Genomic DNA, 24,086 nt, shown 5'->3' with positions numbered 1-24,086 from the left:
CGGACGCGGGCGGCCGTCCGGGCCGCCGGCCCGGCACGCGGTGGGCGGCGCCGACACGCCACAGCCGCGTACCGGTGTGGCGTGCGGCACATTGAGCCACGATTCCGTCACACGGGAGGACGCTGTCCGGTCCTCATTACGGAATCGAAGAATCGAGGTCGACATGCGCGAGATCCTGGTCGTCGGGGGCGGGTACGCGGGCTTCTACACCGCGTGGGGCCTGGAGAAGAGGCTCCGCCCGGACGAGGCGCGGATCACGGTCGTCGACCCCCGCCCCTACATGACCTATCAGCCCTTCCTCCCCGAGGTCATGGCGGGCTCGGTGGAAGCACGGCACGCGGCGGTCTCCCAGCGCCGCCATCTGCGGCGCAGCCGTGTGATCGCGGGAACCGTGACCCGGATCCGGCACGCGGACCGCACCGCCACCGTCCGGCCGGCCGACGGACCCGAGCGCGAACTGCGCTACGACGTCCTCGTGGTCACCGCCGGCGCGGTGACACGGACCTTCCCGGTGCCGGGCCTCACCGAGCAGGCCATCGGCCTGAAGCACGTGGAGGAGGCCGTCGCCGTCCGGGACCGCCTGCTGACCTCCTTCGACCGGGCCGCGCCGCTCAAGCCGGGACCCGAGAGGGAGCGCCTGCTCACGGTGACCTTCGTGGGCGGCGGCTTCTCCGGCGTCGAGGGGTTCGGCGAACTCCTCTCCCTTGCGACCGCGCTGCTCAAGCGCTATCCGGAGATCGCCTTCGAGGAACTGCGCTTCCACCTGGTGGAGGCACGCGACCGCATCCTTCCCGAGGTCACGGACCGCCCCGGCGAGTGGGTCGTGCGCTCGCTGACGGAACGCGGCGCCCAGGTGCACCTCAACACGCAGCTCGTGTCGGCGGTGGACGGTCACGTCGTCCTGTCCGACGGACTCTCCTACGACTCCGGACTGATCGTGTGGACCGCGGGGAACGCCTCCAACCCGGTCGTCCACAACCACACGGACCTGCCCGTCGACGAGCGCGGCCTACTCACCGTACGCGCGGACCTGAGAGTCGGAACCCCGGAGGAGCCGGTGCCCGACGCATGGGCCGCGGGCGACGACGCGGCCGTGCCGGACCTGGCGTCCCCGGTGCCCGGAGCGCGCACGGTGCCCAACGCCCAGCACGCCGTGCGTCAGGGCAAGCTGCTGGCCAGGAACATCGCGGCCACCCTGCACGGCGGGAAGGCCGAGGACTACGTGCACCACGGCCTGGGCGTGGTCGCCACGCTCGGCATGGGCCGGGGCATCTTCCAGTACCGGCGGCTGGTCGTGAAGGGGTTCCCGGCCTGGCTGATGCACCGCGGCTACCACGTCCTCGCCGTTCCCACCTGGGAGCGCAAGGTGCGTGTCCTGGCGGTCTGGCTCACCGCCGCGCTCTTCGGCCGCGACATCGTCTCCCTGGCCTCGGTGCAGGACCCGCGCGCCGCGTTCGTCGCCGCGGGCAGCCCCGAGGCCCCCGGCCACGGCAAGCGGTAGGCCGGGACGTGCGCGGCAGGCCCGGACGAGGAGGCCTGTCCGGGCGGGAGCCGGCGCCCGGGACAGGCGCCGACGCGCGAACGACACGTCCACAGGACCGTGACAGCGGACCGCCCCGGCAACCAGGGGGAGCACCGGCCGCGGCACGGACGCGTACCAGCGGAGGAATCGGCACCATGGAATCGCCACAGCCGCCCACCGGTGCCGACCTGGACCGCGTGGCCGAGTCGTTCGAGCAGCAGCGGTCCCGGCTGTTCGGCATCGCCTACCGCATCCTGGGCAGCGTGACCGAGGCCGAGGACGTCGTCCAGGACGCGTGGCTGCGGTGGCAGGCCACCGACCGGGACGTCGTGAGGGAGCCCGGCGCGTTCCTGACGAGGATGACCACGCGTCTCGCCATCAACGTCGCGCAGTCGGCGCGCGTGCGCCGGGAGACCTACGTGGGCCCGTGGCTGCCCGAGCCGGTGGACACCGGGGCCGATCCGCAGCTGGGCGCGGAACGCGGCGAAGCCCTCGAACTGGCCGTGCTGCTCCTGCTGGAGAGGCTGAATCCGGTCGAGCGCGCGGCCTACGTGCTGCGCGAGGCGTTCCGCTACCCGTACGACCGGATAGCGGACGTGCTGCGGCTCAGCCCCGCCAATACGCGGCAGATCGTCAGCCGGGCGCGCAAGCACCTGTCGGCCGAGCGCCGTGAGCCCGTGGACGCCAAGTGCCACCGCCGGCTGCTGGAGGCCTTCATCACGGCGGCGCGGACCGGTGACGTGGCCGCCCTGGAGAACGTGCTCTCGGCGGGCGTCGTCGCCTACGCGGACGGCAACGGGGTACGCGGGGTCGCACGGACGGTCGTCACGGGGCCGGAGCGGGTCGCTCGGATCAACGCGCACTTCAAGAGGCTCTTCCCCGACGCCGAGTACCACGAGGTCGAGGCCAACGGCCTGCCCGGACTGGTGATCACGAACGACGGCGCCACGATCGCGTTCGTCAGCGCCACCGTGGGACCCGACGGGATCGACGGGCTCTACTGGCTCTTCGCCCCGGACAAACTCCGCGGGTACGAGCGTTCCAGGCGCCGCTCCGCTGCGCGGCGGAGCACCCGCCCGCGGGCCGCGGCGGCCGCGACCCGGTCCGTGCGCCGCCCCGGGGACCAGGAACAGGAAGGGCCGACGGGCACGGCGGAGCCCGGCCTGCCGCACGGACCGGGGGAGTCTCCGCCGCCGAGCGGCACGCCGTCCCCGGGCGGGGAGGGTCCGGCCGACCGGCCGTTGTCAGTGGCGGCTGGGATGCTGCCCGGTATGGATGAGCTGGAATTCATGCGGGGCCGGGTGTACGGAGCCGACCACGAAAACGCCGCTCCTCGTCCCGGGCACGTGTACGCCGAACTGGTCGGGGGCCCGCTGGACGGGCTGCTGCTGGACGTGACCGAGTGGCCCGAAGGACCCCCGGGCGAGGACGTGGCGCTGCCGACGGACATCGGCCGCCACGGACCCGGCGGGCGCGCGCTCTACACACCGAGGGCCGGGGAGGAGCGGTGCTTCGACTGGTCCTGCGACATTCCCTGACGCCGCCTCGGACACAGGCACGTGCATACCGGCGCGGGTATGGCCCCGGCACGGCTGCCGGGTACCGGACACCTGGGCGGCGGGCATGGACGGGGCACGAGGTCCATCCCGTGCCCGCGCCGCCCTTCCTCAGGGGAGGATCGAGTCGATGTAGCCGCCGTCCACCCGAACGGCGCCCCCGGTCGTGGCGGACGCCTGGTCGGAGCTGAGGTACACCACCATGTTGGCGATCTCCTCGGGCTCGATCAGGCGCTGGAGCAGCGACTGCGGGCGGTGCACCCGCATGAACTCCCGCTGGGCCTGGTCCCACGGCAGGTCGCGGTCGACGAGTTGGCGGACGAAGTCCTCGACTCCGGCGGTGTGGGTAGGGCCTGCGATGACGGAGTTCACGGTGACGCCGGTTCCCGCGGCCTGCTTGGCGAAGCCGCGGCCGACCGCGAGCAGGGCGGTCTTCGACATGCCGTAGTGGATCATCTCGGCGGGGATCACGACGGCGGAGTCACTGGCGATGTACTGGACGCGTCCCCAGCCCCGCTCGGTCATCCCGGGCAGGTACATACGGGTGAGGCGCACCGCTGCCAGCACGTTCACCTCGAAGTACCGGCGCCATTCGTCATCGGTGATGGCCAGGGGATGCTCGGCGCCGAAGATGCCGAGGTTGTTGATGAGGATGTCGACGTGCGGCAGGACGCGCCGTGCTTCGGCGGCGCCGTCCTCCGAGGCGACGTCGGCGGCGACCGGCAGGAATTCGCCCTCGGGCGCGTCGGCCCTGAGCCTCTCGACGGACTGCTCGACCCTGCCCGGATCACGTCCGTTGACGCCGACCCGGGCGCCCGCTCGGGCGAGTCCGGTCGCGATGGCGGCTCCGATGCCCTGGGTCGATCCCGTCACCAGCGCGGTCCGTCCCGTGAGGTCCAGGCGCATGTCGTTCCCTTCCTGACGTCGTTCGGCGGCCTCTCGTGCCTAGGGCACTAGTTCTCCCCGAAGCGCGTGATCATGTCCGGAACCCGGCGGGTGGGGCAGTACGGGTGACGGATCCGGCGATGCCGTCGGCCGGAGCCCCGGCAGGTCCGGGTGGTTCCGCAAGGAAGAAATGAGCCAACCCCTGCCACCGAGCGGTTCGCGACTTCCCGGACGGACGCCGGCCTGCTCGGTGAGCGTGCCGCGCAGGGCCGTGCAGAGCCGCCCAGTGGTCCTCCCGGGCGATGGACGCTGGGTCCGGCCTGTCCGGCTCTGATTGAAACCGTTCAATTTGATCTCTCGCGGGTATTCCCCTTCGCGTCAAGCGGCAGCGAATTTCACGCGAACTGCCGAATATTGCTGCACACTCATTGACCCTCACCCCTCACACCCCTACCTTCACCGAGGTGAATCGATTCACAACTTCTCTGTGAGGGGTCGCAATTGATCAGCAGGAGGAACATCCTCGCGGGAGCGGCGGCCACGGTCGCCGCCGCGGCTGCGACGGCCGGACCGGCTCACGCCGTGCCGTCCTCGACGACGGGACAGGCGGCCGGCCGACGGGGCGCCCTGCGCGTCACCGCACCCACCGTCGAGTACGTCCGGCACCCCCTGGGCCTCGACACGCCGCACCCCCGGCTGAGCTGGCCGATGGCATCGGACGAAGCGGGCGCCCGGCAGAGCGCCTATCAGGTCCGCGTCGCGTCCACCGCCGACGGCCTCGCCCGCCCCGACATCTGGGACAGCGGCAGGGTCGCGTCCGCCGAGAGCGTGCTCGTCGCCTACGCCGGACCCCGACTCGCCCCGGGCACCCGGTACTTCTGGTCCGTGAGGGTGTGGGACGCCGACGGCGGTGTGTCGCCCTGGAGCGAGCCGTCGTGGTGGGAGACCGGCCTCATGGAGGACGAGCAGTGGTCCGCGCGATGGATCTCCGCGCCCCCCGTGCTGACCGACGCGCCTTCCCTCGAGGGCAGCGCCTGGATCTGGTACCCCGAGGGAGAACCCGCCAACAGCGCTCCGGCCGCCACCCGTTGGTTCCGCCGCGTCGTCGACGTCCCGGACGGTGTGACGGCCGCGAAGCTGGCGATCAGCGCGGACAACGTCTACACCGTCTCGGTGAACGGCACCGAAGTGGCCCGCACCGACCTGGCGACCGACCACGAGGGCTGGCGGCGACCGGCCGTCGTCGACGTCCGGGCCCAACTGCGCCCCGGCAGGAACGTCCTCGCGGTCTCGGCCACGAACGCCTCCGAGGGGCCCGCCGGACTCGTCGGCGTCCTGACCGTCCACACGGCGTCCGGTGAGCGGCGGACCGTCACCGACGACTCGTGGCGGTCCACGAACAAGGAACCCGGCGACGGCTGGCGCGGAGACGACTTCGACGACAGCGGCTGGCCCGCCGCGAAGGAGGCGGCCGCCTGGGGCGCGGGCCCGTGGGGGAAGGTGGTTCCGGCGACCTTCGCGGCCAACCAGCTGCGGCACGAGTTCAGGCTGCCGCGCAAGAAGGTGGCGCGGGCCCGGCTGTACGCCACGGCTCTCGGGCTGTACGAGGCGCACCTCAACGGCCGCCGCGTGGGCCGCGACCGGCTCGCCCCCGGCTGGACCGACTACCGCGAGCGCGTCCAGTACCAGACCTACGACGTGACCGCGCTCCTGCGGCCGGGCGCCAACGCCGTCGGCGCCCTGGTGGCGCCCGGCTGGTACGCGGGCAACGTCGGTATGTTCGGACCCCACCAGTACGGTGAACGGCCGGCGCTGCTTGCACAGTTGGACATCGAGTACGCCGACGGGACCAGCGAACGCGTCACCTCGGGCACCGGCTGGCGGGCAGCCGCAGGCCCCATCGTCGTCGCAGACCTGCTCAGCGGCGAGACGTACGACGCGCGCCGCGAGACCTCCGGCTGGACGTCACCGGGCTTCGACGACCGGACCTGGCTCGACGTCACCTCCGCGGACGACGCGGCGCCCGCGCACGTCGTGGCGCAACTGGACGGCCCGGTCCGCGTGGCCGAGGAACTCCCCGTCAGGAAGGTGACCGAACCCGCCCCGGGTGTCCACGTCTTCGACCTGGGCCAGAACATGGTGGGCACCGTCCGGCTGCGCGTCTCCGGAGCCGCCGGGACGACCGTCCGACTGCGGCACGCCGAGGTCCTCAACCCCGACGGCACCCTCTACACCGCGAACCTGCGCTCCGCCGCGGCCACGGACACGTACATCCTGAAGGGGCGCGGGGAGGAGACGTACGAACCGCGGTTCACCTTCCACGGCTTCCGCTACGTCGAGGTGACAGGGTTCCCCGGCGTCCCGTCGGCGAAGGCCCTGACCGGCCGCGTCATGCACACCTCCGCCCCCTTCACCCTCGACTTCGAGACCGACGTCCCGATGCTCAACAAGCTGCACAGCAACATCACTTGGGGTCAGCGCGGCAACTTCCTGTCGGTGCCGACGGACACCCCCGCACGCGATGAGCGCCTGGGATGGACGGGTGACATCAACGTCTTCGCACCCACCGCCGCATACACGATGGAATCGGCACGCTTCCTGTCCAAGTGGCTCGTGGACCTGCGCGACGCACAGACCGCGGAGGGAGCCTTCACCGATGTCGCGCCCATGGTGGGCACGGTCGGCAACGGCGTCGCCGGCTGGGGCGACGCGGGAGTCACGGTGCCCTGGGCCCTGTACCAGGCCTACGGCGACCGGCAGGTACTGGAGGACGCCTGGACGTCCATCGGGGCCTGGCTCACGTACTTGGAGAAGAACAGCAGCGGGCTGCTGCGTCCGGCCGGCGGCTACGGCGACTGGCTCAACGTCTCCGACGAGACACCGAAGGACGTCGTCGCCACCGCGTACTTCGCGCACAGCGCGGACCTCGCGGCCCGGATCGCCGACGAGCTCGGCAAGGACCCCGCGCCCCACCGCGACCTCTTCGAGCGCGTGCGCACCGCGTTCCAGAAGGCCTATGTCGGCGGCGACGGCAGGGTGAAGGGCGACACGCAGACGGCGTACGTCCTCGCCCTCTCGATGGACCTGCTGCCCGAGGGCCTCAGAACGGCGGCCGCCGACCGGCTCGTGGCCCTCATCGAGGCCAAGGACTGGCACCTCTCGACGGGCTTCCTCGGCACGCCGCGGCTGCTGCCCGTCCTCACCGACACCGGGCACACCGATGTCGCCCACCGCCTCCTGCAGCAGCGCTCCTTCCCCAGCTGGGGCTACCAGATCGACAAGGGCGCCACCACGATGTGGGAACGCTGGGACTCCATACGGCCCGACGGAAGCTTCCAGACCCCGGACATGAACTCCTTCAACCACTACGCGTACGGCTCGGTCGGCGAGTGGATGTACGCCAACATCGCCGGCATCGCGCCCGGGAGCCCCGGCTACCGGGAGATCGTCGTGCGGCCCCGCCCCGGCGGGGGAGTCACCTCCGCCCGCGCGACGTTCGCCTCCGTCCACGGCCCCATCTCCACACGGTGGCGGCAGCGGTCCGGCGGCTTCGCGCTCACGTGCTCCGTGCCTCCCAACACGAGTGCGGAGGTGTGGATCCCCGCGAAGGACCCGGACGCGGTCACCCACACCCGGGCCGTGCTCCTGCGCGAGGAGGACGGCTGCGCGGTGTACCGGGTCGGCTCGGGAACCCACCGCTTCACCGCCGGCTAGACCGGCCAAGTCCGTTCCGGGAGTGGGGTGCTCCGCGACCGCCGCGGAACACCCCACCACCCGTCTCCGCCGCGCCGGCGGCCGGAAGCGCCGTACCGGCGGGCGCCGGTGGCCGACGTCGTTGTCAGTGGTGTCCGGCATGGTGTGCCTGAGACAGTGGTGGACGACGGACAAGGTGGTCGGATGGCTGGGCACGAGGTCGCGACGGATGCTCTCAAGGTGATCGAGGAGACGGACTGGTCGGGGCTGACACACGCCTACGGCGCCGCCGGGGACACCCCCGCGTTCCTGCTCCAGCTCCTGGACGAGGACCCCGAGACGCAGGCCGAGGCGCTGGGCATGCTGGAGATGTCGGTACTGCACCAGGGATCGCTGTACGACGCCACGGCCCCGGCCGCCCGGTTCATGGCGGCCGTCCTGCCCCACCCGCGCACCCTGGCCGAACACGAGAGCTACTTCCCCTGGGACGACCGTCCCCGGCCGCTGCGCGCCGCCCTCATCGACTTCCTCGCCGAGGTCGCCGAATCCGCGGCCTACGACGGCGATCCGGACTCCGACGACGACGCCGCCGCCGACTCCGACGCTGACCCTGACGCCGATGAGGCGTACGACGACGAGGCGGACGCGATCGAGGCGTGCCTCGCCGTCCGCCCCACGCTGTTCCAGGCCGTCGTCCCCTTCCTCGACGACGATCATCCGGAGGTACGGGAAGCCGCCCTGGGAGCGGTCTCCCACCTGCTCAAGGCGCCGGAACTCGCCGAGGCCGTACCGGCCGCGTCCCGCCGACTGCATTCCACCCTGGCCGACACCACCCGCGAGCGCCGGGAGCGGGCCGCCGCGGCCCTGACCCTGGGCACCTGGGGCCAGGACACCACCGCCCACCTCACGGACGCCGACCCTGCCGTACGGGTCTGCGCGGCCCTCGCGGACGGTGCCGCGGGCGACCCCCGGGCGACCGCCGTCCTCCTCGACGCGCTGAGCCGACCCGCGGAGGCGGACCGCTGGTTCCCCGAACCGCTCCCGCAGTTCGACGGCTGGTTCCGCTTCACCCTGCTGCGGATCCTCCTGAAGCGCGTGGAGTCCTACGAGGAGGCCGCGCCGGCCGCGCTCGCGTTGATCCCCCTCGCCAGTGACTACACCGTCGACCAGGACTGGGGCCCACTGCTGGCCAAGGCGTTCCCCGGCGGCCGCGAACCGGGTTCCGACCTCACCCCCGCCCAGCGCGACCTCCTCCACGCGCTGGCCGAAAACGACGCCTGCTGGGGAAACATAGGCAACAAGTACTCATGGCTCCGCGACGCCGGTCTGCCCCAGAAACGCGAGGAGCTGCGGAGTCTGCTGTGACGTCCCACGCAGCGCCGGACCCGGACAGCGCACCGACTACTCGCGGCCCGTACGGCGACGCTAATATCCGGCCATGTCCGAACCAGCCTCGAAGCGTCTCCTCCGGGACGACGCGCGCACCCGGCGTGTGGCCGTCCACGAGACCGTCACACTCTCGATCCACAGCGCCGAGGCACTCCTGCGCACCCTCCGCGCCGGGGAGACAGTGCTGGCCCTGTACCACCAAGGAATGGGGTACGCGGCGCTGACCGACCACGCCCTGCTCCTCCTGGGCGGGGATCCGGCCGTGCGGGTTCCGAAGCCGTTGACGATCCTCCGTCCCGCGCACGGAGCCCGACAGGCCGTCGACGTATGGGCGGACGGTCGGAGCGTGAGCCTTCGGGGGTCGCGCTTCGACCCGTCCGGCGAACTGCTCGTCAAGGCCGGCGGACGGGCGCCCGACCCACTGGCCATGGACGCGCGCACGGCCGGGGTCGCGGACCGCGAGAGCGTCTCCATTCCGGCCGACCACAAGCAGGCGCTCCTCGACGAGTTGGACGCCGACGAGTCGGTCCGCTCCCTCTACCGGGACGGATTCGGCCACGCCGCGCTCACGGAGAAGGGCCTCGTCCTGCTGGGCGGTGCCGTCGCACCGAAGATGACCCGCGCGCCCAAGCCCCTGCGCATCCTGCGGGGGTCGCACGGCCTGCTGGACTCCGTGCTGGTCCTGGTCGACGGGAAGCCGCACAAACTGCACGGGTCGAAGACCGACCCCAAGGGCGCGTTCCTGGAGGCCGAGGGCGAGCTGCTCGCCCCGGACTCCCCGCTGCGCCCCCGCGGCCGCACACGATGGTCGGCCTGGATGCGCAGACGCCCCGTGCTCACGTTCCTCATCGCGTCCGGGCTCCTCGGTGCCGGCCTCGGCGCGGGGCTCGGCGGCGCGGAGAAGCCGATCGACGACGCGGCGGGGCACACCGTCGCCGTACCGGACTTCGACGGCGCCTATCTGACCGCCGCGGCCAAGGAGTCACGGCTCCAGCCGTGGGGGTCGGTGACGGTGGCCGACGCCTCCGCCGCCGCGCGGCCGGTCGCAGCCACCGCGCCCGGATGGCAGGTCTGCTTCCAGACCCCCACCCGCGGGAAGAACGTCCGCCCGTCCGGCACGAAACTGACCCTGTACGTGGTCCCCGCACTGGAGAAGTGCCCGACCCGGCTGCACGGCCCGCGCCGGATTGTCATGCCCGACCTGGTGGGAGCGCGGTTCGACCACGCGACCCGGTCCCTGCGCGAACTGGGGCTCGACAGCACTGCCCCCTTCCACGCCTACACCGGGAAGCCCCTGGACGAGGAGATGCGGAATCCGGCCGAGTGGCAGGTGTGCCGGCAGACGCCGGTACCGGACACCACTGTCTCGACCGCGACCCGGGTCGACCTGTGGCTGATCGGCTCCGGCGCGCCCTGCGACGAACCGAGCCCGACTCCCAGCCCGACGCGGAAGCCGAAACCGAAACCGAAGCCGGAACCGCGTCCCGAGCCCACGTACGGCACCACGTCGGGCGGCGGTTCCACCGGTGGCGGTTCGACGGGTGGCGGCACCGGCGGCGGATCGGGCGGCGGTACGGGCGGTGAACCCGGAGTGCAGTTCGGGCAGCACTGCTCACCCGTGGGCAGCATCGCGACGACCACCGACGGCCGTCCGGCGAAGTGCTTCATGGGCAAGGACGGCCGACCCCGATGGGGGTACAACTCCAACTAGTAGTACTTCGTTAGGTCTTTTCGTTGATGCTGATCAAGAGCATCGTGGCCTTGTGGATGCACATGAAGTGAACCGACTACGGGCGGCGTTGGCGATGTTCGTGGCGGATGCCTTCGCCTCGGTGCCGCGCAGGGATCAGCGGGCGAAGGGTGAGTGCTATCTGCGAGGGCTGATGCTCGACGGGCGGCGCAAGTCGATCCAGCCGATGGCCGGGCGTCTGCCGGACGGGAACATGCAGGCCCTGCAGCAGTTCGTGAGCCAGTCGCCGTGGGATCCGGTGCCGGTCAGGCGGCGGATCGCCGAGAGGCTGTCCGAGGTCGTCAGGCCCGAGGTGTGGGTGGTCGACGACGTGTCGTTCCCCAAGTGCGGCACGGCGTCGGTCGGGGTGGCCCGCCAGTACTGCGGAGCGGTCGGCAAACGGGCGAACTGCCAGGTCGCCGTCAGTGTCCATGCCGCCACCGACACCGCATCGTGCCCGTTGGACTGGCAGTTGTATCTGCCGCGGGAGTGGACGGACGAGCCGGGCCGCTGCCGCAGGGCAGGGGTTCCCGAGGACGTGGTGCACCAGGAGAAGTGGCGCCTGGCACTCGGCCTGCTGGACACACTCGCCCAGTGGCAGTTGCAGACCCCGGTCGTGGTCGCCGATGCCGGCTACGGCGTCAGCACCCTGTTCCGGCTCGGTCTCGAGGAGCGAGGGCTGTCCTATGTCCTGGCCCTGCAGGGGAAGGAAGTCGCTCATGCGGAGGATGCCGAGCCGCACCTGCCTGCTTACGGGGGACTCGGGCCGCCCACCCTTCCCCGTTACCGCACCCCGCCGCGAGCCCTCTCCGCCCTCGCGGCGGAGGCGGGTGAGGAGCGGTTCACCGAGGTGACCTGGCGGCAGGGCAGCAAAGGCCCGATGACCTCACGGTTTGCGGTGCTGGCAGTGCGGCCCGCAGGCAGGCAGTCCCTGGCGGCCGCTCAGGAGGCGGGCGGCGGCCGCAGCCGATGGGACGGCGTCCTGCCCACCCGGACCCTGCTGGTCGAATGGCCGGACGGCCAGGACGCACCGACGGGCTACTGGATATCGAACCTCCCCGCCACCACACCGGCCGCCAGCCTGGTGCGGTGGGCGAAGATGCGCTGGAGGGTCGAACACGACTACCGCGAGCTCAAGCACGGCCTGGGCCTGGACCACTTCGAGGGTCGCACCTGGCGGGGCTGGCACCACCACGTCACCCTCGTCACCGCAGCCCAGGCGTTCCTCACCCTCCGCCGGCTCGACCCAAAAGTCCAGGCACCGGTCCGAGCCTCTACCAGACCCTCGACGCACTCCAAGACCTGCTGAAGTGCTGGACCGGCAACTGCACCACCTGCGGCCGCCCCCTCAACACCAGCAGAACCAGAACCCGAACCTAACGAAGTACTACTAGGCCGTTTCTTTCGGATCAGTCAGTGGACCGGGTATGAGGTGAGAGGGACGGGCTGGGGCCGGAATCTGCGAGGGAACCTCCTTGCGGTTCCGGGCGTCTGATTATGAGAAAGTGATCACGGGGCGCATACGGGGGTAGTGGTATGGCGATCACACTGGCCGAGGAGATCATGCTGCTGTCTCTGGACGATGAGTCCGGGTCGGCGAAGCAGCGGCAGGCGGCTGGGTGGGCGGTGTCGGGCGGGATTCTGCTCGAACTGGTGCTGGCCGGGCGGGTGTCCGTCGCGGGCAAGTACCTCGAACTGACAGACACGACGCCGACCGGGGACCAGTTGCTGGACAGCCGGACGGCACTGATCGAGACGTGGCTGGGCGGTCGCAAGAAGCGCCGGGTGACGGAGTGGCTGACGAAGGACCAGGCCAAGGCCGTCGGTGCGGCTCTGGAGAGCCTGTGCACGCGCGGAGTGGTCGTCGAGGAGAAGCACAGGGCACTCGGCGTGTTCCCCATACGCCGCTATCCCGAGGCCGACGGCGCCGTCGAGGCTGAGTTGCGGGAACGGCTCCGCGCCGTCGTACTGGACGGTGCCGAGCCGGACACCCGGACGGCGGGCCTGATCTCTCTGATCCACTCCGCCAAGCTGCACCGCCTGGCCTTTCCCGACAGCCCGCGCAAGCAGGTCGCCGGGCGGATGGCGGAGGTGGCCGCCGGGCAATGGGCGGCCGAGAGCGTCCACGTTGCCATCCGCGACATGCAGGCGGCGATGGTCGCAGTCACCGTGGTCACGGCCGCCACGGCCGTGAGTTAGACCATTCCATCCCACGTCGGCGAAGACGGGTGCGGATCGCTCGGGACGAGTACGTCTTGTCGGCCCAGGACCACGTCCGGCGTGATCCAGCGGCTACCGGTACCTGCGCCCCGGTGAATCCCTCGAATCCCGCTGAACCGCTCCCGGCGCAGAGGGCGTCTCCAGGACTGTGACGCGATCCTGCTGATTGACTGGAGTCCCGCCAAGTCCGCTTCCGTCCAACGGGGTTGCGGTCTTGGCGCGCGGTCCTCCGCCGGGCAGGCTTGCTTCGGAGGGTGTGTCGTCGGGGAGGGGTGTTGCGGCATGCGGCAAACGACGTTCGGCTTCGGCGAACGGCTGGCGACAACAGCCTTTCTCTCGACATGGCTCGGCCTCGTCGCCGGCTATCTCACCTGGTCGGCCGATCTGATCCTCGGCAGCGGCGGGGTCTCCTGGGGGCTGGTCTGGACACTGGGCCTGGTGGCGACAGCCGGGGCCTTCGCCCTCATCTGGCGCAACCTGGAGGGGCCGGCCGCGAGGGGTTCCGACTCCGGGGCGGAGTACGACGCAGGAATGAACCACGACTCCGACTGACGTCGTCCCGAACGCGCGCCCCGAGAGTCGACCCGGGCAACACCACGCGCTCGCACGGGTGTTGGGTTGGCGCCGCGCCGGCTCGTCCAGACCGGAATCCCGCGGAGCCGCCACCCCGGGCGGCACGAAGATCGCGCGACTGCGTAGGGTGGAGCGGGGCCGGGGCGGCGGAAGGTTCCGGTGCCGCGCCCCCGAGTCGACCGTGAAGCAGGGGGAGCCGGCAGTCCGATAACCCAGATACTCTTCGCCGGTGCGATAGGCCTGTTCCTGACCCTGGCGGGCACCCCGCTCCTCATCAAGGTGCTGGCCCGCAAGGGGTACGGGCAGTTCATCCGGGACGACGGCCCGCGTGGCCATCTCGGCAAGCGCGGTACACCCACGATGGGCGGCATCGCCTTCATCCTGGCCACGCTGCTCGCGTACGCGGGAGCCAAGGTCATCACAGGCGAGAGCGCGACCTACCCGGGCCTGCTGGTGCTGTTCCTGATGGCGGGCATGGGCGTCGTCGGATTCCTCGACGACTACATCAAGATCGTGAAGCGGCGTTCGCTGGGTCTGCGGGCCGGGGCGAAGATGTCCGGCCAACTGGTCGTGGGCGTGCTGTTCGCGGTTCTGGCCGTCCAGTTCGAGGACGAACGCGGCCAGACCCCGGCCTCGCTGAGGCTGTCGTTCGTCACCGACTTCGGCTGGACCATCGGCCCGGTGCTGTTCGTCGTCTGGGCACTCTTCATGGTTCTGGCGATGTCGAACGGAGTGAACCTGACGGACGGTCTGGACGGCCTCGCCACCGGTGCCTCGGTCATGGTCTTCGGCGGATACACCTTCATCGGCCTGTGGCAGTTCCAGAACTGGTGCGGCCGCGCGACGGACCTCGTGAACCCCTCCTCGTGCATGGAGGTCCGCGATCCGCTCGACCTCGCCGTCGTCGCCTCCGCCCTGATGGGGGCCTGCTTCGGCTTCCTCTGGTGGAACACGTCACCGGCCAAGATCTTCATGGGGGACACGGGCTCACTTGCCCTCGGAGGCGCCCTGGCGGGCCTCGCCATCTGCTCCCGTACGGAACTCCTGCTCGCGCTGCTGGGCGGCCTGTTCGTCCTGATCACGCTGTCGGTCGTCATCCAGGTCGGCTCGTTCAGGACGACCGGCAGGCGGGTCTTCCGGATGGCTCCCCTGCAGCACCACTTCGAACTGAAGGGCTGGTCGGAGGTCCTTGTCGTGGTGCGGTTCTGGACCATCCAGGGCGTCTGCGTCATCGTCGGCCTCGGCGTGTTCTACGCGGGCTGGGCGACGGGCTGAGCCGAGTGCCCCGGCCGGTCGTCCCACCCCGGCCGGGCAAGCCGCGCGACCACCGCCCCAGTGGGCGGTGGGGTGTTGTGCGCCGGCCTCGTGAGGGTGCTCAGGCCGCCGCGCGCCGCCTCCTGATCGGTTCACCCACCCGGTGCATGTGGGCGAGCGCCTCCCGGTAGGACCTGACGAGACCCGTCTCGTGGTACGGAACCCCGATTTCCGCGCAGTACGCCCGCACCAGGACCCGGGCCCGGCGCAGATGCACGGTCGGCATGCTCGGGAACAGGTGGTGTTCTATCTGGTAGTTGAGGCCGCCCAGCAGTACGTCGGTGACCGGGCCCCCGCGAACGTTGCGCGAGGTCAGTACCTGGCGGCGCAGGAAGTCGGGCCGGTCTCCGCCGGTGAACGTCGGCATGCCTTTGTGGTTGGGCGCGAACAGGCAGCCCAGGTAGACGCCGAACAGGCACTGGTTCACCAGCAGGAAGGCGACCGCCTTGCCCGGGGGAAGCACCAGGAACAGCGTGGACAGGAACGCCGCGAAGTGTGCGCACATCAGTGCGGCTTCCAGCGGCTTCCGCTTCAACGACGGCGAGCGCAGTGCCCGCAGGCTCGACACATGGAGGTTGAAGCCCTCCAGCGTGAGCAGCGGGAAGAACAGGAACGCCTGGTGGCCGCCGATGAGCCGGGCAACACCTCGGCTGCTACGTGCCTGGTCGGCGGACCAGACCAGGATGTCGGGGGAGACATCGGGATCCAGTTCCTCGTGGTTGGGGTTCGCGTGGTGGCGGGTGTGCTTGTTCGTCCACCAGCCGTAACTCATGCCGATGGCGAGGTTTCCGAAGAGCCGTCCGGCCAGCTCGCTGGGGCGGCGGTGGGCGAACACCTGCCGGTGTGCGAGGTCGTGCGTGATCAGCCCGATCTGGCCGAAGACCAGGGCGAGGAACGCGGCGACACCCAGTTGCCACCAGCTGTCGCCCAGAGCGAGGAAGACGCCCCAGCCGGTCGCCAGCAACGCGGTCACCAGGCCCAGCCGCAACGCGTAGTAGCCCGGACGCCTGTCCAGGAGACCCGCGTCGTTGATCTGCCGGGCGAGCCGGGCGAAGTCGCTGCCGGCCCCGGCGCCGGGCGCGGCCCCGGCCTCTGGCGTGCGGCCCGGACCCGCACTTGCCTCGGGGCACGGGGGTTCGAGGACCGCGGCGGCTCGCGCCTCGGAGAGCGTGTCGGTGGTGGATGTCGTCATACGGCCGAGTCTGGTGATCACCAGAGCCCGGGGACAGCCTGCTGGGCCCCGGGTGCGGGTGGGTGCTACCTGCACCCACCCACCGGGGGTTTTCACCCCCCCCAGGGGGCGCTGACCGGGACCGTCACCCCGGGGCGGGCTTCCCCGACCGGGTTCCGCCGGGCATCGGCCACGACCGGCTCACCCGTGCGGGAGCCGGGGTGGTACCTCAGGCGGCCCGGGCGTGCGGAAGCCCGGGCGGCCCTTCCGGGTCACCCGGGCCGGCGTTCCGGACTCATTCGCCCGCTGCCACGTACCGGCTGTCCTCGCTGGTTGCCGATTCCTGTCCCGACAGGTTGACCTTCACCCCGGCCGGCTCCAGGGTCTCGCGCACACGGCCCATCATCGCGTCCGAGAGGTAGTGGTGGTCGAGGTCGAGCTCCTCCAAGTGGGTCAGGGGCTGGCCGCCGAGGAGGGCTTCCGCGCCGGTGTCGCCGAGGGTGCCCAGGCCGAGGTGGAGCGAGGAGAGCCGGGCGACCACGGGAGCGCCGGCCACCGCGGCGGCGACCTCGTCCTGGATGTCGCTGTTCTTGAGTCCGAGGTGCCGCAGGGCCGGCAGTCCGGTGCCCTGGAGGATGGGAGCGAGGTCGTCGACGGTGGTGCTCCGGCCGTACCACTCGGCTCCGAGCCACAGGTCGAGGCGTTCGAGGCGGGGCAGGTCGCAGGCCGCCAGGCCCTGGACGACCTCCCGGGGGAGTCCGCCGTTCTCGAAGCGGAGGATGCGCAGGTTCTCGTGGCGCAGCGGCGAGAACCGCAGCCCCGGTTCGTCGCCGAAGCCGCCGTTGGACCCCCGTACCGCGAGTTCCTCCAGACGGGGGTAGGCGGCCAGTACCGGTGCCACGTCGTTCTGCACGATCCAGGACAGCTCGGATTCCTCGAAGTTGAGATCGGCGAGGTAGAGCGCCCTGAGTCCGGTCAGCCGGCCGGCGGCGGCCACGAGTCGCGCGGTGGTCTCGTCGGGGCTGGCGGCGTCCTCGGTGCCGTAGGCGCCCGCGCCCAGCACCAGCGCCCGCACCCGTGTGGCATCCACCGTGTCGAGGAAGCGATCCCAGCAGTCGTCGAAGGCCTCGTCCTCACTGATGAACGGGTCCCTGGACAGTTTCCAGGCGACCGTCTCCACTTCCGGTAAGGGGCTGTTCTCCGTCCCGGGCCGGGGGAATTCGTGGACGGGCAGACCGTGCAGTTCTTCTATGTGCCCAATGGTCAAGGAAAGAGCCTTCCGCACTCGGACCGCGGCCGGCGAGGCGCCGTCGGCGCCAACGTCGGCCCGTGAGGCGCCCTTTCTACCAACGGCCACCGACATCGCGAGCGGCGGCCCCGGCCATCGCGGTCGAAGGGCCTTGGACCTGCGTCCGGTTGCCGGGGCCGCATCGGCGAAGCGGGTACGGGGCATTGGGGAGACCAGCGTCAACCGCTGGGGTGGGAACGACGCGGCGGTCATCGGATCCGTGAGCGGCAGGAGAGCATCGGCATCTGCGCGGTGGCGTCCTTCAGCCTTCTGCCGCGGGAGCAGCCCGACTGGCCCAAGGGTATCGGGCTGTCGGTAATACGTACTGTTCGGCTGCTTTCTGACGCATGTTCTAAAAACAGGGATTCTTGTCTGTTACGCATTTCGTCCCATCGGGGCGGGGTGCGGTGGGGGTGGCTTTCCGGGTGGGGTAAGCGGTTGTGGGGTTGGGGTTGCGGGGTGGGTGTAGTGGCCGTGTAACCCGGAGTAGTGGTGGGTGGGGGTGGTGGGTGGGGGTGGTGGTTCGTCACTGAAATGTCCGCATACGGTAACTGCAAGTGGGACATGTCGTGCGGGGGCGGGGTGGTGGCGGAGGCTGTGGGTCCTCGGCACGAAGCCGGGGTTCGCACATCGCCTGCTGTACTGCCGCCGGTCAGGGCCGGGGGCGGGTGTGGTGGGCCAGTACCTGGAGGACGGTTCCATGTCTTCTCGTTCCATCCGTCGTTCGGTGGCCGTGACGCTCGCGGTGGGTGCCGTGGTGGGGGCGGCGGCGCTGCCGGCGACCGCCGCCGACGGTCCCGGTCGTGACCGCGACCGTGACCGTTCGCGTGTGGTGATCAGTGCGGTGCAGTACGACTCGCCGGGCTTCGACAACGGTTCGAACCGTTCGCTGAACCGTGAGTGGGTGGACGTCACCAACCGGGGTCGGCACGCGGTGAACCTGAGCGGGTGGAAGCTGTCGGACCGGGCGGGGCACACGTTCACGTTCCGTCACTTCCGGCTGGACGGCCGGTCCACGGTCCGTGTCCACACCGGGGTCGGCCGTGACACGCATCGTGACGTGTTCCAGGACCGCCGCACCTATGTGTGGGACAACCGGTCGGGCACCGCGACGCTCACCAACCAGCGGGGCCGGTTCGTCGACGACGCCTCGTGGGGCCGCCACGGCCGTCCGGGCGACGGACGCGGTCACGACGGCCGCGGCAACGACCGCCCCGGCAACCGCCACTGACCCACCGCATCACCCCGGCTGACGTGCGGTGTGCCGACCGAACCGGCACACCGCACCGTCATGTCCGCACCCGCACGACAAGCCCGGGGATGCTCCTGGTCAGCCGTCCGTCCTGTCGGCCCTGTCGTCAGCCACGTCAGGGGCCTGGCGTCGGCGCAGGCCTCAAGCGGTAGGGGCGACCGAGGTGTAGAAGACCGAGGAACCCTGCTTGGTGCGCTGGGCACGGCTCTTGGCGACCAGTCCCTCCAGGGTGGTGCGTACGACCGTGGTCTTGATGGTCCGGTCGGGGTGGGCGTCGGTGAGCGCCGCGGTGATCTCGGCGGCGGAGCGCGGCTCGTTCGCCGGGCCCAGGTGGCTGCGGACGAGTTCGACGAGCGTCGGCCGGGTGCCCGACGACGACTCGGTCGCGCTGTCGTCCTCCTTGGCCGGAGCCTCAGGAGCGGCCTGAGCCTCCGGAGCGGTTGTCGAGGTGGTCGCCGCGACGGAAGCCGGCCTCTTCGAGGTGGCGGACACTTTCTTCGGCCTGGCCTTCGGTGACTTGGAGGTCGCCTGCGCGGGCACGGCCGCCGGACCGGGGGAGTCGGCCGGGAGTGATCCGCCCAGCGCCTCCCGCATGGTCAGCAGCACGGCCTGGTCCCGCCGCAGTGTCAGCAACTGCTCCTGGAGGGCTTCGAGATCCGCGGTGACGCGAGCCTGCTCGGTGGTGTTCCGCTCCAGGTCGCCCGTCACCTGGGCGATGTACTGGGAAGCGAGTTCGGTTGCTGTCGAGTTCACGTCGGACATGGAGGATGCCTCTCTGCGTGCACGGGTGACAAGTCGATGCATCACGGCGTCCGCGTACGGGTTGAGGGGCGCGTGCTCGTCGTGTCGTCCCGCTGGGCACAACTGCCGCGATCTGCGGCCGTTCAGGGATAGTACGCACGAGTGGAACCGAATGTTCCTGCGCCGAGTCAACTCTTTGTCCGTTTCACGCCCTCCAGGTCGGTGTGCACCCGGCCCTTCCCCTCGCCGGACGGCTTCGGGACACTGGCAGCCACTGAGGCCCTGAGCAGCGGCGTTCAGGTGATACGGACGGCACGGAAGCACGGCGACGGCCCAGTGCCGATCCGCCGGTGTTGTATGGGCTCACGTACAACCGGAGCGAGGGACATGGCCAACGACACCGAGGACGCACGCCCCCCTGACTCACTGAAGGCCAACGCGATCGGATTCGTCGACGCGCTCGTCATCGGACTCAACGCGACCTCCCCGGCGTACTCGCTGGCCGCGGTCATCGGTCCGATCGTGGCGCTCGTCGGTGTCTACGCCCCCGGCGTCATGATCGCGTCGTTCGTGCCGATGCTGATGATCGCCTCGGCGTTCTACTACCTCAACAAGGTCGACCAGGACTGCGGCACGACCTTCTCCTGGGTGACCCGCGCCATGGGCCCCTGGGCCGGGTGGCTCGGCGGCTGGGCCATCGCCATGACCGGTGTCCTGGTGGTCGGATCGCTGGCGGACGTGGCCGTGAGCTTCGCGCTGCTGGCCGTCGGCCTGGACAGCTGGGTCGAGAACGAGTTCGTACGCCAGTTGCTCGCGGTCCTGCTGATCATCGTGATGACGGCCGTGTGCGTCATCGGCACCGAGGTGTCGTCCAAGGTCCAGAACGTGCTGATCCTGGCCCAGGTCGCCTGCCTGCTCATCTTCGTCGCGGTGGCGCTCTACCGCGTGTACGCGGGCACCGCCATGTCCGACTCCGTCGAACCGTCGATCAGCTGGCTCAACCCCTTCGGGTCCGGCGGCTCGACACTGACCGGAGCCCTGCTGCTGGGTGTGTTCATCTACTGGGGCTGGGAGTCGGCGGTCAACCTCACCGAGGAGGTCGAGGACTCGGCCACCGCACCGGGCAAGGCGGGTGTCTGGTCGACGGTCGTCCTGCTGATCACCTACGTGTCGGTCGGCATCGCCGTCGTCGCGTACGCCGGTGTCACCTTCCTCGCCGAGAACGCGGGCGAGGAGGAGTACGTCTTCGCCCTGCTGGCCGACGAGGTGATGGGCAGCTGGGACTGGGTGGTGCTGCTGGCCGTGTCCACGTCCGCACTCGCGTCGACGCAGACGACGATCATTCCGGCGTCGCGCACCGCGCTGTCCATGGCCCGCAGGCAGGCACTGCCCACCCACTTTGCGCACATCCACCCGCGATTCCGCACACCCGACGTGAGCACCTGGTGGGTCGCCGCCATCGCGATCGGCTGGTACATCGTCGTCAACCAGATCAGCAGCAACGCCCTGTTCGACTCGCTCACCGCGCTGTCGCTGCTGATCGGCTTCTACTACGCGCTCACGGGCGTGGCCTGCGCCGTCTACTACCGGCGCCATCTGACGGAGAGCCTCCGCTTCTTCCTCCTGATCGGGCTCGGCCCGCTCGTCGGCGCGGGACTGCTGGCCTGGCTCCTGGTGGAATCGGTCTCCGACATGTCCGATCCCGCGAACTCCTACAGCGGGGTCTCGTGGTTCGGGCTCGGTCCGCCCCTCGTGATCGGGATCGGTATCGCCTTGACCGGGGTGGTCCTCATGGTCGTCCGGCGTTTCGTCGCACCCTCCTTCTGGTCGGAGCGCCCCGGCGTCGCCGATCCCGATCTGGTCCACGGCAAGGAGTCCTGAGATGTCGATCGTCCTCGGGTACGACGAATCACCGGGTGCGAGACGGGCGTTGAGCGTGGCGATCGAGGTGGCGGCCTCGTTCGGGGAGCCGCTCGTGCTGGTCTACGGGGCTGCCGCTCCGGGGTCCCTCGGCGAGGAGTACCAGGCGCACCGGGACGCCCTTCACCAGGCCGGACGTGTCGCACTCGACCACGCGCTCCAGGAGGCCGAGCAGGCCGGGGTGCCCGCGACGGTGGAGATCATCGACCGGAAACCGGCACAGGCGCTCATCGACGCGGCCTCACGTCATGACGCCCGTTTCATCGTCGTGGGCACATGGGGCGAGAGCCCGATGCGCGGGGTTCTCCTGGGCTCCACCCCGCACAAACTCCTGCACCTGTCGAGCACCCCGGTCCTCTGCGTCCCGATCGAGCACTGAACACGAAGGGCTGACTGCCGCACGGGACATGACGGCCCGTGCGGCAGTGAGTTGTCCGCGGCGCCGACTCGTACGGCGCGCCGCGGCCGGCCCGTCCTGCGCAGTCCTACGGGGCAGCCGTGTACGGGTGGTCGCGGCGGGCGTCGCGGAGGAGCGAGCCCCACCACAGGAGTTGGTCCAGGAGCACCTTCGCGGCGGCGTCCGGGCCTTCGGGGTCCTTGAGGCGCCCGTCGGGGCCGAACAGCTCGTAGTAGCGGGGGAATGAGACGTAGTCGCGCACTGTGTGGGCGTGCAACTCGTTGAAGACCTGGCGCAGTTGCTCGATCGCCAGGAGTCCGCCGCTCGCCCCGCTGTACCCGACGAAGCCGATCGGCTTCGCCTGCCACTCCGTGTAGTGCCAGTCGACGGCGGCCTTGAGCGAGGCCGGGAAGCTGCGGTTGTACTCGGGGGTCACGACGACGAACGCGTCGGCCGCCCCGAGCCGCCGGGTGAGGTCCGCCATCGTGGCCGGACGGGCCATGTCGGGCTCCATGGCCGGCGGCACGGGTGGCAGTTCGAGGGGCAGCGGTGTGTCCGCCAGGTCGACGAGGTCCACGGAGAACAGACCGTGCCGCTCGGCCTGCTCGACGAACCAGTCGGCCACCACCGGGGCGAACCGGCCCTCCCTGACACTGCCGACGACCACCGCGAGTGTGAGGTTGCTGCTGGGCATGGCTGAACTCCTTGTCCGACATCAGGGGGCGGCCGAAGTGGGCCGCGTCCCGTCAACCTGCCGGGCGGCACGGCGGCGAGGAAGGCCGAGCCGATGCTGGTAGGGACAGGGCCACGACAGAGTGCACCGCCGCTGCTACGTTCACCGGGTGAGCGACAACGAGTTGGGCATGTTCCTGCGCATCCGCCGGGAGGGCGTGACTCCCGCGGACGTGGGCCTGCCCACCGGACCCCGCCGTCGCACACCGGGCCTGCGCCGGGCCGAGCTGGCCACACTCGCGGGCGTGAGCGTCGAGTACGTGACCCGTCTGGAGCAGGGGCGCGACCGCCGTCCGTCGCCGCCGGTCCTCTCGGCCCTGGCCGAGGCGCTGCGGATGACTCCGAGCGAGCGGGTCCACCTGCACCGGCTGAGCAAGTCCGCCGAGGGCGGCTTCACCTGCATGGGGGGCGCCACGCCGGCCCGCACGGTGCGTCCCACCGTGCGGGGGCTGCTGGCCCGGCTGGAACCCGCACCCGCCGTACTGCTCAACCGGTTGAGCGAAGTCCTCGCCCGCACCGAGGGATACGAGCGTGTCGCGGGACCGGTCGGCCTGCTCGACGGCGGCCCGCCGAACCTCGCCCGCTTCGTGTTCACCGACGCCCGGGCGCGTACCGCGTATCCCGACTGGGACCGTGTCGCCGACGAGCAGGTCGCCGCCCTCAAACAGGGGCCGTTCCGGGCGGACAGACATGTCGCGGTGCTCGCCGACGAGTTGACGGTGACGGCCGGTGAGGAATTCAGCGGGCGTGTGGAGAGGCTGCCCGGGCTTCCGGAGTCCAGCGGTGTCGTACGGCTGGTGCACCCGGAGGTGGGCGAGCTGCGGCTGGCGTACGAGACCCTCGAACTGCCTGCCGACGACGATCAGCGACTGATCGTGCATCTGCCTGCCGACGACGCCACGTCCACCGCGCTCGACCATCTGAACGGCCGCCGTCCGGGCGCCCTGCGTGTGCTGTCCGGCTGACGCCGGACGTACCGCCGGACCCGCGGTCATGACTGCCGCGGCCCTGCCCGGCGGACGGGTCAGTCGCTGCGCAGGTGCGCGAGGGTGACGCCGGCGGGTGCCGCACCGGAGCCCCCTGACTGCCCGCGGCGCCGGGTCGTGCGTCCGCCGGCGAGCCGGTAGACCTCCCGGTCCCGCCAGCGTTCGCCGTCCCAGACGACGAGGTGGATCTCGCGGACCCGGCACTGCAGCGGCAACCGGGGCGCGAGTTCGGCCTGCAACGCGTCGTAGGCGGCGTCCTGGGTCTCCGGGCCCTCACTGTTCGCGATCGTCAGATGGGGGTCGAGCCCGGCGCCGAAGAGCCCCCGGTAGGGCCGAAGTTCGGGCCAGCGCGAAGTGAGGCCGACAGTGAGGGCCTTGACGGGGTCGTGCGGCCTGGGGTCGAGGTACAGCACACCGGGGTACCGGGCGAACCCGGCGAACGTGAGCGTGAACGCGTCGTGGGCGGCGAGGAGTCCGGTCAGCTCGCTGTGGAACCGGGCGTCGAGGCGGCTCGTGTGGACGAACGGGTACAGCACGGTCACATGGGCCGGGAAGCCGGCCCGGACCAGCGGATCGGCCTCGGGGACCTTGATGGTGAGAGCCGTGTCCCCGGGCACGTCCGGCCACCGGTCCGTATCCTGCCGGTCCTGCCCGTTCACGGCCGGTCCGTCCTGCTCGTAGCCGGCCGAGCCGTCCTCCGCGATCACCACACGGCATG

18 protein-coding genes and 1 pseudogene are annotated in these 24,086 nt (G+C 70.8%); 13 read left to right on the top strand and 6 right to left on the bottom strand.

The window, feature by feature from the left end; translation table 11 throughout:
• The first annotated feature begins 163 nt into the window (after positions 1-163).
• Positions 164-1,501: an NAD(P)/FAD-dependent oxidoreductase gene (locus IE265_RS26810; protein ID WP_190038264.1), complete on the top strand. Its 1,338-nt coding sequence runs from the start codon at positions 164-166 to the stop codon at positions 1,499-1,501.
• Positions 1,502-1,677: 176 nt separating this feature from the next.
• Positions 1,678-2,586: pseudogene (gene sigJ / locus IE265_RS38590) on the top strand (RNA polymerase sigma factor SigJ); the annotation flags it as partial.
• A 603-nt stretch (positions 2,587-3,189) separates the two neighbouring features.
• Here the strand turns inward: sigJ and IE265_RS26800 are convergent.
• A complete protein-coding gene (locus IE265_RS26800; RefSeq protein WP_190038262.1) occupies positions 3,190-3,984 on the bottom strand; it encodes an SDR family NAD(P)-dependent oxidoreductase in 795 nt (264 codons plus the stop codon).
• A gap of 480 nt (positions 3,985-4,464) precedes the next feature.
• On the opposite strand from IE265_RS26800, the gene IE265_RS26795 reads away from it, so the two are divergent.
• The 7 genes from IE265_RS26795 to mraY all read left to right on the top strand — a co-directional run bounded on the left by IE265_RS26795 (position 4,465) and on the right by mraY (position 14,842).
• A complete protein-coding gene (locus tag IE265_RS26795; RefSeq protein ID WP_190038261.1) occupies positions 4,465-7,677 on the top strand; it encodes an alpha-L-rhamnosidase in 3,213 nt (1,070 codons plus the stop codon).
• Between the two features lie 183 nt (positions 7,678-7,860).
• A complete protein-coding gene (locus IE265_RS26790) occupies positions 7,861-9,021 on the top strand; it encodes a HEAT repeat domain-containing protein (RefSeq protein ID WP_190038260.1) in 1,161 nt (386 codons plus the stop codon).
• A 73-nt stretch (positions 9,022-9,094) separates the two neighbouring features.
• Positions 9,095-10,756 carry a PASTA domain-containing protein gene (locus tag IE265_RS26785; RefSeq protein WP_190038259.1) on the top strand — a complete coding sequence of 554 codons (1,662 nt, stop codon included), beginning with the start codon at positions 9,095-9,097 and terminating at the stop codon, positions 10,754-10,756.
• Between the two features lie 52 nt (positions 10,757-10,808).
• The gene (locus tag IE265_RS26780; protein WP_190038258.1) at positions 10,809-12,083 is read left to right on the top strand and encodes an IS701 family transposase; all 1,275 of its coding nucleotides are present in this window, start codon (positions 10,809-10,811) and stop codon (positions 12,081-12,083) included.
• 227 nt (positions 12,084-12,310) lie between these two features.
• Positions 12,311-12,973 (top strand): GOLPH3/VPS74 family protein, encoded by a 663-nt coding sequence (locus IE265_RS26775; protein WP_190038257.1) that lies wholly within the window; start codon positions 12,311-12,313, stop codon positions 12,971-12,973.
• Between the two features lie 303 nt (positions 12,974-13,276).
• Positions 13,277-13,546 (top strand): hypothetical protein, encoded by a 270-nt coding sequence (locus tag IE265_RS26770; RefSeq protein WP_190038256.1) that lies wholly within the window; start codon positions 13,277-13,279, stop codon positions 13,544-13,546.
• A 228-nt stretch (positions 13,547-13,774) separates the two neighbouring features.
• Positions 13,775-14,842: a phospho-N-acetylmuramoyl-pentapeptide-transferase gene (gene mraY, locus IE265_RS26765; protein ID WP_190038335.1), complete on the top strand. Its 1,068-nt coding sequence runs from the start codon at positions 13,775-13,777 to the stop codon at positions 14,840-14,842.
• 100 nt (positions 14,843-14,942) lie between these two features.
• On the opposite strand, the gene IE265_RS26760 is transcribed toward mraY, so the two are convergent.
• Both IE265_RS26760 and IE265_RS26755 read right to left on the bottom strand, forming a co-directional pair.
• A complete protein-coding gene (locus IE265_RS26760) occupies positions 14,943-16,073 on the bottom strand; it encodes a fatty acid desaturase family protein (protein WP_190038255.1) in 1,131 nt (376 codons plus the stop codon).
• Between the two features lie 274 nt (positions 16,074-16,347).
• Positions 16,348-17,319, bottom strand: coding sequence for an STM4015 family protein (locus tag IE265_RS26755; protein WP_190038254.1), 972 nt, complete (start codon positions 17,317-17,319; stop codon positions 16,348-16,350).
• A gap of 721 nt (positions 17,320-18,040) precedes the next feature.
• Between IE265_RS26755 and IE265_RS26750 the strand changes: the two genes are divergently transcribed.
• Positions 18,041-18,571 carry a lamin tail domain-containing protein gene (locus tag IE265_RS26750; RefSeq protein ID WP_190038253.1) on the top strand — a complete coding sequence of 177 codons (531 nt, stop codon included), beginning with the start codon at positions 18,041-18,043 and terminating at the stop codon, positions 18,569-18,571.
• A 162-nt stretch (positions 18,572-18,733) separates the two neighbouring features.
• Here the strand turns inward: IE265_RS26750 and IE265_RS26745 are convergent, their stop codons facing one another.
• Positions 18,734-19,354, bottom strand: a complete 621-nt coding sequence (locus IE265_RS26745; RefSeq protein ID WP_190038252.1) for a hypothetical protein — start codon at positions 19,352-19,354, stop codon at positions 18,734-18,736.
• Between the two features lie 366 nt (positions 19,355-19,720).
• Between IE265_RS26745 and IE265_RS26740 the strand changes: the two genes are divergently transcribed.
• Entirely contained in the window at positions 19,721-21,214 is a 1,494-nt protein-coding gene (locus IE265_RS26740; protein ID WP_190038251.1) for an APC family permease, read from the top strand.
• A gap of 1 nt (position 21,215) precedes the next feature.
• Positions 21,216-21,632, top strand: a complete 417-nt coding sequence (locus IE265_RS26735) for a universal stress protein (protein WP_190038250.1) — start codon at positions 21,216-21,218, stop codon at positions 21,630-21,632.
• Positions 21,633-21,738: 106 nt separating this feature from the next.
• Here the strand turns inward: IE265_RS26735 and IE265_RS26730 are convergent, their stop codons facing one another.
• The gene (locus IE265_RS26730; protein ID WP_190038249.1) at positions 21,739-22,344 is read right to left on the bottom strand and encodes an NADPH-dependent FMN reductase; all 606 of its coding nucleotides are present in this window, start codon (positions 22,342-22,344) and stop codon (positions 21,739-21,741) included.
• Positions 22,345-22,492: 148 nt separating this feature from the next.
• On the opposite strand from IE265_RS26730, the gene IE265_RS26725 reads away from it, so the two are divergent.
• Positions 22,493-23,347: a helix-turn-helix domain-containing protein gene (locus IE265_RS26725; RefSeq protein WP_190038248.1), complete on the top strand. Its 855-nt coding sequence runs from the start codon at positions 22,493-22,495 to the stop codon at positions 23,345-23,347.
• 59 nt (positions 23,348-23,406) lie between these two features.
• Here IE265_RS26725 and IE265_RS26720 read toward each other — a convergent pair whose 3' ends face one another.
• Positions 23,407-24,075, bottom strand: a complete 669-nt coding sequence (locus tag IE265_RS26720) for a 2'-5' RNA ligase family protein (protein ID WP_229916560.1) — start codon at positions 24,073-24,075, stop codon at positions 23,407-23,409.
• Positions 24,076-24,086 lie beyond the last annotated feature (11 nt).

This window comes from Streptomyces fructofermentans, from assembly GCF_014651055.1.
In the GTDB taxonomy this organism is placed as follows: Bacteria; Actinomycetota; Actinomycetes; order Streptomycetales; family Streptomycetaceae; genus Streptomyces; species Streptomyces fructofermentans.
The sequence above is the reverse complement of the archived record's forward strand: the minus strand, read 5'-3'. Positions and strand labels throughout refer to the sequence as shown.